Origin of the sequence: Nostoc sp. NOS(2021) (assembly GCF_017115025.1) — a bacterium.
Taxonomy (GTDB): Bacteria; Cyanobacteriota; Cyanobacteriia; order Cyanobacteriales; family Nostocaceae; genus Nostoc.
On the sequence record NZ_JABXKM010000137.1, the window covers coordinates 1 to 12,162 of the forward strand.

10 protein-coding genes and 1 pseudogene are annotated in these 12,162 nt (G+C 42.9%); 9 read left to right on the forward strand and 2 right to left on the reverse strand.

What is annotated here, in order from left to right; all coding sequences use genetic code 11:
- Positions 1-55: 55 nt before the first annotated feature.
- Complete coding sequence (locus HWQ41_RS18225; protein WP_292765650.1) at positions 56-310, forward strand: hypothetical protein; 255 nt, start codon at positions 56-58, stop codon at positions 308-310.
- Between the two features lie 109 nt (positions 311-419).
- On the opposite strand, the gene HWQ41_RS18230 is transcribed toward HWQ41_RS18225, so the two are convergent.
- Positions 420-1,181, reverse strand: a complete 762-nt coding sequence (locus HWQ41_RS18230; protein WP_292765653.1) for a ferritin-like domain-containing protein — start codon at positions 1,179-1,181, stop codon at positions 420-422.
- 137 nt (positions 1,182-1,318) lie between these two features.
- Between HWQ41_RS18230 and HWQ41_RS18235 the strand changes: the two genes are divergently transcribed.
- The 7 genes from HWQ41_RS18235 (at position 1,319) to arsS (ending at position 8,015) form a co-directional block, all read left to right on the forward strand.
- A complete protein-coding gene (locus tag HWQ41_RS18235; RefSeq protein ID WP_292765656.1) occupies positions 1,319-1,624 on the forward strand; it encodes a DUF4090 family protein in 306 nt (101 codons plus the stop codon).
- A 377-nt stretch (positions 1,625-2,001) separates the two neighbouring features.
- Positions 2,002-2,964 carry an aldo/keto reductase gene (locus HWQ41_RS18240; protein WP_292765659.1) on the forward strand — a complete coding sequence of 321 codons (963 nt, stop codon included), beginning with the start codon at positions 2,002-2,004 and terminating at the stop codon, positions 2,962-2,964.
- A gap of 302 nt (positions 2,965-3,266) precedes the next feature.
- Positions 3,267-3,554, forward strand: a complete 288-nt coding sequence (locus tag HWQ41_RS18245) for a Mo-dependent nitrogenase C-terminal domain-containing protein (protein WP_292765661.1) — start codon at positions 3,267-3,269, stop codon at positions 3,552-3,554.
- Positions 3,555-3,747: 193 nt separating this feature from the next.
- Positions 3,748-4,422, forward strand: a complete 675-nt coding sequence (locus HWQ41_RS18250) for a response regulator transcription factor (protein ID WP_292765664.1) — start codon at positions 3,748-3,750, stop codon at positions 4,420-4,422.
- 356 nt (positions 4,423-4,778) lie between these two features.
- Positions 4,779-5,747: an arsenosugar biosynthesis arsenite methyltransferase ArsM gene (arsM, locus tag HWQ41_RS18255; protein WP_292765666.1), complete on the forward strand. Its 969-nt coding sequence runs from the start codon at positions 4,779-4,781 to the stop codon at positions 5,745-5,747.
- Between the two features lie 251 nt (positions 5,748-5,998).
- Entirely contained in the window at positions 5,999-6,958 is a 960-nt protein-coding gene (locus HWQ41_RS18260) for an inorganic phosphate transporter (RefSeq protein WP_292765668.1), read from the forward strand.
- Positions 6,959-7,001: 43 nt separating this feature from the next.
- Complete coding sequence (arsS, locus tag HWQ41_RS18265) at positions 7,002-8,015, forward strand: arsenosugar biosynthesis radical SAM (seleno)protein ArsS (protein ID WP_292765670.1); 1,014 nt, start codon at positions 7,002-7,004, stop codon at positions 8,013-8,015.
- A gap of 264 nt (positions 8,016-8,279) precedes the next feature.
- Here arsS and HWQ41_RS18270 read toward each other — a convergent pair.
- A pseudogene (locus tag HWQ41_RS18270) lies at positions 8,280-8,499 on the reverse strand (hypothetical protein); the annotation flags it as partial.
- Between the two features lie 482 nt (positions 8,500-8,981).
- On the opposite strand from HWQ41_RS18270, the gene HWQ41_RS18275 reads away from it, so the two are divergent.
- A complete protein-coding gene (locus HWQ41_RS18275) occupies positions 8,982-11,987 on the forward strand; it encodes an MFS transporter (protein ID WP_292765672.1) in 3,006 nt (1,001 codons plus the stop codon).
- The last annotated feature ends 175 nt before the right edge of the window (positions 11,988-12,162 follow it).

The window sequence follows — 12,162 nt, forward strand, 5'->3', positions numbered from 1 at the left end:
GGGCATGGGGCATGGGAAAAATGACAAATGACTAATGACAAATGACAAATGACTAATGACAAAAAATAGAATTTTAATTTGCACTTTTTTGGCGTTGTCATCAGGTTTTTTTGGTGCTTATGCCAGTGGGCAAATTACCATAATGCTGCATAGCCAAAAGTGTCAAAACCAACCTTGGGGTTTCAAGGAGATGTGCAACGCTTGGATGACACCTGGAGCAATATGGCAAGGTAGCACAACTGGGCTATGGACAGGCACTATCTTAGGGGCGTTTGTTGGTGGTTTGGTGACGCGACAAGCTCGTGATTAGTCTAACGTGAGTTCGATGAACCTCTCCCTGCCTTGAACTAGAGTTCAAGTCTGTCCCTCTCCGAGTCGGAGAGGGACGGTTTTGCGTAGTAAAACATCTTAGAGGTATTTTATTGATATCTTTCTGGTTTCATTCGCTCCCAGGCAAAATTCATTTTTACCCAAGCATCCCGCCAGTAACTTTTGAAACTATGTCCTCCTGCTCTGAGTGCGCGATGATGACCAATCCAGACCAGAATCACTGGTACATAGTAAAGAAATTGCTGTATAAGATAAGTGAGCTTCCGTAACCATGCAGGGCGGTTTCTGTGTATATTTGCCAAACGCTCGTATTGAAAACGAATATGCTTGACTTCATCTCTCAATATTTGTTGACACAACTGTTTGAGAACTGGGGATTTTGTTGCGTTTTGAATTGCTTTATAATATACCAGTGCTAGAGTCTCAACCATAATGACGGGAGTTGTCCAAATCTCCATCGTTGGGATTGCATAGCGTATTTTCCGAAACAGCGTGTCACCCCAGTTCCGCTGCAACCGAGGAATTTGGGCAAGGTCAAGAAACCGTCCTAAGTCCCCTCCGTGACGTTGTTCCTCCTTGATGAATAGTTCAATTACATCAACATATCTGGGATCTTTGATGCGCTGTGCATAGTTTTTAGCAGCCGCCAGCAAGTGCAATCCATCTGATGTCTCACCCAACTGCCAAGCTGCTAAAGAATCTGCTATGAGATTCTGTTCATCCTCTGTAATTTCTGCACCACGCTTCCAAGGGATCTCTAATTGAAACTCAGCGTTGGCTTTGTAGTATGTGTACCACTCATCAGATGTTGTGATTGAAGGCAAAGTAGGTAACAGCTTATGAGGATTCATCAAAAGTCCAAATGTGTGTAACGTTGTGTTGTTTTAATGATTCCCAAAACTTTGTTTCGACTAACAATGCTATTGTTTCAACTGACATGTCAGCAAGGCTGGTAAAATCTACTCATAGCGAAGAAGAGTAAATCACCATGCCTACCGAAACTAACTCAGGGAATCAAACTACCACGGGTGCTGATGCTATTGATGAAGCGATCGCACAAGGAATCGATTTTGATGGTTCTCCTATTCCGCCCGCCAAGCTAGAACTTTATGGTAAAGTTATGGCGCTAGAAGGCAATAGACAGCGCAGTGGCGTATCTAATACTATGCGATCGCGCATTGTGCGAATTGGTGCAAAACACATTCCCCAAGCAGAACTCGACCAATTACTTGTAGATGCTGGTTTCGCACCGTTAAAAGAAAAAGAAATTGCCTTTTTCTATACTGGCAAATAGTTGATGTTTGACAGTAGTTTTCATTTATTTGAACCATATATTTTGTAGGGGCACAGTCAACTTAGAGTCAGGGCGACTGGAAGTCGCGGCTACACAAATGAAGTCTGCCTCCGCGGACTAAGGTCAAATGAATGTTTTATAATCCACGGAGGTGAGTTTTGTTTGTGTAGACGCGGTTTCTAACCGCCGTTTTAACCCATTAACTCAATTCTTTACCTCAAAGATCCGAAATTGGCATCTTTATTTTGGCTTCTTGAGTCTTTTCCTAATCGGGTTGAAAAGTGTATCTTCAGCAAGATATTGTCAACTTTCCCTTGTCTTTGAATTGGCACACAGCTATATGTACTTAAGTAATAGCTGAGAGATAAGGAGAACAGATGTCAGGAACTACGTCAAATTCTGAAATGCTATACCGAGTTCTCGGCAGTACAGGAGAAAAAGTTTCCGCCATTGGATTGGGTGGTTGGCACATCGCCTTGAAGCACGTTGATGAGCAACTAGCTATCCGAATTGTGAGAACAGCGATTGATCGCGGCATCACCTTTATGGATAACAGTTGGGATTACAACGATGGACTCAGCGAGATTCGCATGGGAAAAGCGTTGCGCGATCGCTACCGAGATAAAGTATTTCTGATGACGAAAATCGACGGTCGCTCTCAGAAAGAAGCAACAAGACAGCTAGACGAATCACTTCAACGCCTGCAAGTTGATTACATCGATCTTGTTCAGTATCACGAAATCATTCGGTACGAAGACCCGCATCGAATTTTCGACAAAGAAGGGGCGAATGCTGCCTTAGTTGAGGCGCAAAAAGCTGGCAAACTCCGATACATCGGCTTCACTGGGCACAAAGACCCCCATATTCATCTACACATGCTGGAAGTTGCAGCCGCTCACGGGTTTAAATTTGACACAGTGCAGATGCCGCTTAATGTGATGGATGCCCACTATCGGAGCTTTGCAAAGCTGGTTGTGCCAGAACTGGTTAAACAAAACATCGGTGTTCTGGGGATGAAAAGCTTGGCAAACGGTATTCTTTTACGGTCAAAGACTGTAACGCCAATTGAGTGTTTACACTATGCTTTGAATCTGCCCACATCAGTTGTGATTACCGGAATTGACAGCATGGAAATTCTAGAGCAAGCCTTTGAAGCAGCGCGGACGTTCCAGCCAATGAACGACGAGCAGGTGCAATTGCTCTTAGCAAAAACGGCAGAAGCGGCATCACGCGGCGAGTTTGAGCCTTTCAAAACCTCATCAATTTTTGACAGCACTGCCCAAAATCCAGATTGGCTGGGAGAGGAGCCACAGCGCATCCAACAATTGATGTCAGCGTAATGCTTTCTTGGTGTTGTCTCTAGAGGAAGTTCACACGATCATACAACACTAAAGCTGCGGTTTAGTAATTGCATCGCCACGCTATCTAATGCAACCTCCTGCAATAGCATTGTTTCGACTAACAATGCTATTGTTTCGACTTGCAAAAATTAACTCACGCTTTCCTTAACTTTGTTCTATCTCTGTAGAGAACCAAAGAAAGAGCAATCAGTGCATAAAACTATAGAACCTAACTGTATGTATTCATAGAAGTTCAAATATAACAAACTCAATCTAGTTAGAAATTATCAAAGTGAACAATTATGACAAGCTTTATTCAAGTCTGCTTACACAACGATCTACTACACCCAGTCCGCGAGTGGTTGCAAACGATAGAAATTCATAACTCCAAATTGGCTCATTTCCTGTGCAAAGCTATTCCTGCTCAGTGTCCCTTTGAGCGAGATATCACGCTGTTTGGTCGGAAGCTATTTCACATTCCTCCGATGTGTAAATTAAATCCCCTATACGAAGAAGTGGTTGGTTTGCGTTTTAAAGCGCTCTGTTATCTTGCGGATGAATGCGGTGAAGATGTCACAGCTTATTGCTAATAGCCAGTTGGATCGTTCTTTGATCAAGCAGCCATCGGTAGTTGCAGACTTACGGTTGTTACTTACTCAGGTTTATACTAAGCTAACGTACACCTAATTAGATGTTTGGCTATTCAGTAGCTGGCACCTCGAAGACAGTGTTTCCAGACTGTATTGTTGCTTACCATACCCTGCTGAAATCATTAACATCATCATGACGCACATCTTACTGGTTGAAGATGAAGTCAAACTGGCACGATTTGTCGAATTGGAATTGAATTATGAAGGCTATCAAGTCAGTATTGCCTACGATGGATTAACTGCACTCACCGCAGCGCGGGAGTTACATCTAGATTTAGTAATTTTAGACTGGATGTTGCCAGGTTTGTCGGGGTTGGAAATTTGCCGCCGCCTACGAAGTATTGGTGATCAAGTGCCGATAATCTTATTAACCGTCAAAGATGAAGCGAGCGATCGCATTGTAGGTTTAGATGCTGGTGCTGATGATTACCTCGTTAAACCCTTCAGCGTTGATGAATTATTAGCCAGAGTCCGCACCCACCTACGAAGAAGCCAGCAAGCAGACAAAGCAGATATTTTAGAATTTGAAGACCTGAGTTTAAATCGTCGCACGCGCCAAGTGTACCGAGATCAGCGTTTAATTGAGTTAACTGCTAAAGAATTTGATTTACTAGAATATTTACTAGCCCATCCGCGACAGGTAATTACCTGCGATCGCATCTTAGAGGAAGTCTGGGGTTACGACTTCATGGGTGATGCCAACATCATCGAAGCTTACATTCGCTACCTGCGGCTGAAACTTGAAGCCAATAACGAAAAATGCCTCATTCAAACTGTAAGTGGTGTTGGCTACACATTACGTGATTGAATTTGGGATGGGGCATTGGGCATTGGGCATTGGGCATTGGGGAAAGACCCTGCTCCCTGCTCCCTCATCTCCCCCTTCCAGTGTCAAATAAGGCTAAGGGACTGACAACAAATAAATTATCCAATCTTGTGGGGTGGGCAACATGAGCGCCTTTGGCTACGGGCCCTCGTGTCGCTCACCCCACAAGAAGTAGTTGAGTATTTTTTTATTTGTCAGTCCCTAAAACACCAAATTTTTCTGTTTTATGAAGATTTGGGGTTTTTGGCAATATCAGCAAAAACTCATTCAACTCAGAGTTTTAATTATACTAGGATGCACAAAGCTGTGATCATCTAAAATCTAAAATCTAAAATGGCATGACCTATCTAGAAACAGCAGCGCAATTCTACCGCGAAGTTGCCCAAACGCCGCAAGTTGGACTTTGTTGTGTGCAAAGTACGCCCCTGCAATTACCAGGATTGAAAATTCCTTTGCCAATGCAGGAAATGAACTATGGTTGTGGCACTACCGTTCACCCCACCGAACTAGGAAACCAACCGACTGTGCTGTATGTCGGTGTTGGCGGCGGCTTAGAAGCGTTGCAATTCGCTTATTTTTCTCGCCGTGCAAGTGCTGTAATTGCCGTTGAACCAGTTGCAGCCATGCGGGAAGCAGCCGCACGTAATCTGGAAATTGCTGCTCAAGAAAATTCCTGGTTTGACACTAGTTTTGTAGAAATCCGCGAAGGCGATGCTTTTAACTTGCGCGTTGCTGATGCTAGCGTCGATATCGTGGCGCAAAATTGCCTTTTCAACATCTTTGAGCCAGATGATTTAACCCGTGCTTTAAAAGAAGCATATCGAGTATTAAAACCAGGCGGACGCTTGCAGATGAGCGATCCAATTGCTACTCGTCAAATTCCAGAACATCTTCAACAAGATGAACGACTGAGAGCCATGTGTTTATCAGGCGCACTCACATATCAAGAGTATACTGAACGGATTACAAATGCTGGTTTTGGTCAAGTTGAAATTCGCGCCCGTCGTCCTTATCGTCTTTTAGATTCCCAGACTTATAATTTAGAAGAACATCTACTTTTAGAAAGCCTGGATTCTGTCTCCTTTAAAGTTGCTATTCCAGAAGATGGTGCTTGTATCTTCACTGGTAAAACAGCAATTTATGCTGGCTTGGAACCCTTCTTTGACGATTCAGCAGGTCATCTACTTCAGCGAGGTATTCCCGCAGCAGTGTGTGATAAAACCGCTGCTAAACTTGCTGCTATCAAGCCAGCAGAAATAATTGTTAGCAATTCAACCTGGCACTATAGCGGTGGTGGTTGCTGTTAATTTCTTAAGAAAGAATTCAGGTGTCAGGAGGAGGTAGTGCGGTCTTCTCCCAGAGGGAGAGGCTAGCGCCTTTCCTTCGGAACGCTCCGCAAACGCGGAGCGTCTCGTAGAGAAGGGGTCTCCCCAAGTAGAGCAACTATCGTTCAGAATTCAGAATAATTCTGTGCGACTGGGGAATGAATGGACGATTGTAATATTTAACTAATTGAATTCTGATTCGGGATTCTGACTTCTTATTTATAAACCCCAAAATGTTGTTAATTAGTCTATTCATCGCTACGCTTTTCTTAGCATATTCAAATGGTGCAAATGACAACTTTAAAGGGGTAGCAACGTTGTTTGGTAGCCGAACTAGCAGCTATCAAACAGCAATTTTATGGGCAACTTTTACAACTTTGGCTGGTGCAGTAGCTGCGACTTTTTTGGCAAGTACACTAATTAAAAACTTCTCTGCAAAAGGATTAGTGCCTGATGCGATCGCTAACGCTCCAGAGTTTCATCTAGCAGTAGCGATCGCAGCGGGTTTAACTGTACTCATAGCCACCCTCATGGGGTTTCCCATTTCCACAACTCACAGTTTAACAGGTGCTATTGTTGGCGCTGGATTAGTTGCGATCGGACTCAAAGTTAATTTTACAGCTTTGGGAACTTCCTTTATTTTGCCTCTATTACTCAGTCCAATCATTGCTATTCCCTTGGGAGCAGGAATTTACAGCTTATCTAACTATATAAATTCAAAATTTCATCTATCAGTCAATCAGAAAATGATTGATACTTGCCATTTTGTCAGCGCTGCAATTGTCAGTTTTGTTAGAGGATTAAATGATACTCCTAAGATTGTTTCACTCCTTCTAATTATTGAGTATTTCTCGATTCAGGGAGGAATGATCACGATAGCGATCGCAATGGCACTTGGCGGTTTACTCAACTCCCAAAAAGTTGCACTAACCATGAGTGAAAAGATTACCTCAATGAATCATACTCAAGGCTTATCAGCAAATATAGTAACTGGAGTTCTGGTGATTGCAGCTAGTCGGTTTGGGCTTCCAGTTTCCACCACTTATGTTTCAGTTGGTTCTATTTTTGGCGTGGGGTTGATTGGCAAAAAATCCAATATGCGTGTTTTTTCTCAGATACTACTATCGTGGATTTTAACTTTCCCAACTGCCGCAATTATTAGTGGAATAACCTACAGATTATTGCAAGGTTAGAAAAATTAAATATATTTTTGTCATATTTAAGGAGTAGTAACTAATGCAAACTCAACCAAAACTTTTACTAAATACAGCAGTCACAACCTTTAAAAATAAACTCAATTTTCCTTTGACAAAAAAGGGGATCACTATTTTACAAATTAATCTAGGTAAGCGTTGTAACCTTGCCTGTACACACTGTCATGTCGAAGCTAGTCCAAAACGTACAGAAGAACTTTCTGCTGAAATTTGTGAACAATTGATTTCGCTAATTCACAGATTCCCCGAAATTCAAATTGTGGATTTGACAGGTGGCGCACCAGAAATGAATTATGGATTTAAGCCACTGGTAGAAGCAGCAAGAGCAACTGGTAAACAAGTGATTGTCCGGTCTAATTTGACCATTTATTTTGAAGATGGATTTGCTGATTTACCAGAATACTTTACTCAACACCAGGTAAGAATTGTGGCTTCCCTACCCTGCTACCTAGCAGATAATGTTGATAAAATGCGCGGTGCTGGTGTTTTTGATAGTTCAGTCAAAGGTTTGCAGTGGCTTAACCAACTCGGCTATGGTAAAGAGCCAAATTTAACTTTGGACTTGGTATTTAATCCCCAGTTACCCACCGATGAAAAATTTTCCTTAGCTCCCGAACAGACTAACCTAGAACGAGATTACAAAATGTTCTTACAAGAACATTTTAATATTGTGTTTAACAACCTCTTCACCATTACCAACCTACCAGTTGGTAGAACCAAAATACATTTAGAACGGAGAAAACTGTACACCAGCTATTTGCAGTTTTTAGAGTCGCATTTTAATCCCAGCACAGTTGAACATTTAATGTGTCGTGATCAACTTTCAATTGACTATCTGGGCAATGTATATGATTGTGACTTTAACCAAATGATGAATTTGCCTGCGAAAAATTGCAATGGTGAAACCTTGACAGTTAGCAATCTGTTAGAAGCTGGTAGTTTAGACCTGATTAGTGAGATAGAAACTGCTGCTTATTGCTATGGTTGTACTGGTGGGTGTGGTTCTAGTTGTGGTGGTGCTTTGCTTGAAAGTTAGCTAAAGGATTAAAGTTAGAAGCGGTCAGATTTTGAACTCATCCTTGAGACTAACTTCTTTCCACCAAACCTGCACATTCAAAGCGGGTCAAACGATTGGGAATTTTTGACTCACCGGATTTATATCTGAGAGTGTCATCGCTAAAAAAAGTCTGTTACCAAAATGGTTACAAGTGCGTTGTTGTTGGGCAGTTACTTTATGATGATAATTAGTTAAACTCCTCACACCACACTGAAAGCCGTGAAACATAATGCTTCACGGCTTTTTTATTTTTATTGGTGAAATTATTCCCAAGTGTAAATATTTGAAGCACTCATAATTTCTTACTTCTTTGAATAAGTCTTTATACTCTGCACAATATCCATCTACGATCTGCGCTTCCAGCAGCGCTTCCGCAGAGCGGACGCGCTGCTGCGTTCGCTATCGCAACTTTTGGGTGGGCATCTCTTGCCAAATGTTTCAGAATTTGTAATTCTACATCCATTGCCCTACTTGCCTTCTAGCGTTTTCTCTTTTGATTCTTTTATTCAGAATACTCGGAAAGTGACAGAAGAGGGTTATAGCTTTGTGCGATCGCTACAATTTCTAGCGACGAAACCAAGTGTTAGGTGGAATTTCTAGACTTGTGTGTATACCGTAGCTTTTTAAGGAGGGTTAGGGGGGATCTAAAATCTAGGTGGTACATCGAAAAATTTTCACTCTTCTGATTCAGACTAGGCTTTCATCTTAAGTTGACACCCATGCACATCTGTGCCCCCTTACCTCCAAGGTCGTTTAAATTTATCTAAAATCGATAGTCCTGAAGGCTGAGTGGGAAACATAATACTCAGTTGCTCAGGACTTTTGCTATTTCCAGGGGATAGAGGACAAGGAGGACAAGGAAGTATTTTCTTTCCCTGCTTAAGAACAGCTTCCCCTGCTCCCCCGCTCCCATTACACGGTGATACTACCAGAAAATAAAACTGCATGGAACTGAAAAATCACTGGTTGGCTGCAAATAAAGTTGCTTTACCACGACTACTACAGTGGGTGAATCTCCGACCAGAGGAGAGCGAACGAACTCAGATAATGTTTCTTTTTTACACAACTGTATGTGTAGGATTGCGGTGGGCAGAGGACAGTACTGTGGCGCTGTTTTTGGATGAATATGGGACTAACCTACTGCCCTGGATGTATATTGCCAGTGCCGCGATGAGTGCAGGACTGGTTTTTTTATACTCTTGGCTGCAAAAGATTTTTCCCTTACGTCAGGTGATTGTGGCGATCGCACCTTGCATGTTGATGCCATTAGTTTTATTAATTTTAGTACGTTGGGGATCGCATTTTTCCTACCTGGCAGTGATTTCGGTATTTCTGCTGCGGCTGTGGGTAGATGCACTTTATGTGGTCAATGACCTCAACACCTCCATCGTCGCCAACCAACTATTTAACATTCGGGAGATTAAGCGGACTTACCCACTGGTGAGTAGTGGTCTTTTGGTAGCAGATGTAATCAGTGGCTTTAGTTTGCCTTGGCTAGTGCAATACACCACGCTGAATAAGATCATCCTCATCGCCTGTGTAGTGATTTTATTAGGATCGGGGATTCTATTCTATTTAACTCATCACTATCGAGCAGCTTTTCCTGAAACCCCACAAAGACTAATTCCTGAAGAACAAGCCTCACGGCAGCGTTTCATTAAAAGTCCACTTAAGCGCTATGTCTTTTCGTTGTTTGCCTTTGTGGGTCTGTTGCAAGTCATTGGGTTGTTAATAGATTTTCAGTATCTGCGCGAACTCCAATCCAATTTGAGCGACCGAGAACTCGCCAGTTTCTTGGGTCTTTTTGGGGGGATGTTGGGACTGTGTGAGTTGTTGTTGCAGTGGTTTGTTTCCAGCCGACTCATCGAACGGATGGGAGTATTTTTCACTGCTACGCTTTTACCAATCACCGTCGGCTTTTCATTACCAGGAGTGCTGGTATTGCTGCATTTAATTCCAGGCATACAATCGCAAGGCTTTTTCTGGGGTCTGATAATTGTCAAATTCTGCGATGAACTTCTGCGCTACACCTTTGTCATGAGTAGCGGCCCCATCCTCTACCAACCGATTCCAGAGGGAATTCGCAGCCGGATGCAGACTTTATCTGGCGGAACCGCCGAAGCGATCGCTACAGGTTTGACAGGAGCGCTAATTTTTGTAACTCTATTGTTTTGTGGGCGGTTTGTACCCCTACCACTGCAAAAGTGGGTGTTGGTAGCAGAAACAATGCTGATAGCTGGCACCTGTTTAACAGTAGTTTGGGAATTGCGATCGCGCTATGTTGAACTGTTAGTCTTGAGTGTGGCACGGGGTCACTTGAGTGCAACCAATGTGGGTTTACGATTCTTTAAGCAGGGGGTAGTCAAAGCTCTAGCAGAAAAAGGCAGTGAGGCTGATAAACGCTCTTGTATTGAACTTTTAGCCCAAATTGACTCCCAAGGATCTGCGGAAGTTTTAGCACCTCTACTAATCAAGTTAACCCCAGATTTGCAGCGCCAAAGTTTGGAAGTGATGCTGATGGCAGGTGCAAATCCCGCTTATCTAGCCGCCATCCGTCCTTTGTTAGAACAATCCCAAGAAACTAACCCCGAAGTTTTTGCTTTAGCGCTGCGCTACGTTTGGCTGGCTGAACCAAATCCCAATTTAAGCCTCCTAGAAGGATACCTGAACCCCCGGCAAAACTCACTCATCCGCGCCACCGCCGCCGCTTTAGTCTTACGCCAAGGAACGCCCATGCAAAAGGTAGCAGCCACGCAAACTATGCGGCGGATGTTGACTCATAAGCAAGAACGGGAACGGGTGAATGGAGTTAGAGCGCTCAGAGAAGCAGTTTATTTGCAGGCGTTGCGGATTCACATCCCAAATTTATTACAAGATGAGTCGTTACGAGTGCGCTGTGCTGTATTGGAAATGATTGCAGCAACGCATTTAGAAGAGTACTATTCGGCACTGATTGCAGCACTTTATTACAAATCAACCCGCAGTACAGCAATGTCAGCCCTAGTGCGATTGGAGAATGAAGCTTTAGAAATGCTGTTGCGGTTGGCTACCAATACTTACAAACCGGAAGTAGTGCGGATGTACGCTTGGCGCACCATTGCTCAAGTCGGCACCCAAGAAGCATTGGAGATTTTATGGGAAAACTTGGAGACATCTTGGGGTACTACTAGGGATCATATTCTTCGCAGCTTACTAAAAATACATAAACAACCAGGAATTACAGGTTTAGTGGATCGATTTTATGAAAGTCGGGTAGAAAATTTAATCAAGCAGGAATTAAAGTTTTTAGGTGAGATTTACGCCGCATACATTGACTTCCAAACACTAGACCAAAAAGAAAATCATCAATCCAGTGAGAGGATTGTGATTGTCTCTGAGTTACTGCAACGCGCCCTTCTAGAATTGGAATTGGATGTCAAAGAGCGGCTGCTACTGCTACTGAGACTGCTTTACTCGCCAGAAAAGATGCAGGCAGCAACATTCAATCTGCGATCGCTCTCAGTGGTAAACTTAGCGCGGGGGTTAGAAATACTAGAGCATACCATAACTTTGTCTTCAAAGTCTTTATTGCTGAATATTTTAGATAACCGACCGCAGTCAGAAAAATTGCAATATCTTGTAGAAGCCAAGATTGTAGAATATGAGAATATGGTAATTAGCGATCGCCTCCACAGATTGCTGATGTTGGGTAACTTCCTTTCTGACTGGTGTCTAGCTTGCTGTTTTCATTATGCTCAAGTGACTCGCATCGGACTGACAAGTTCTGAGATTTTAGTGAGTTTGCGTCATCCTACTGGCTTTGTTAGGGAAGCTGCGATCGCATACTTGAATATGGTTTCACATCGCGTTCTTCTGCAAATTCTACCCCAGTTAGAAAAAGATCCACATCCTTTGGTGGCTGCTCAAGTTAAAGAGTTGCTCGAAAAATACCAGGTTAAAAATTACACTTGAAAAAACCTCCGCTGGAATAATTTTGTTATTTCCATTGCTGCTAAGGGATATCAAAAAAACATCCAATCGCTGTGGAAGCAGGGGAAGCAGAATTAATGACTAATACTCAATGTCCAATGTCCAATGCCCAATGCCCAATGCCCAATGACTCTTTTGTTAACCTGTAAAGTGAAGT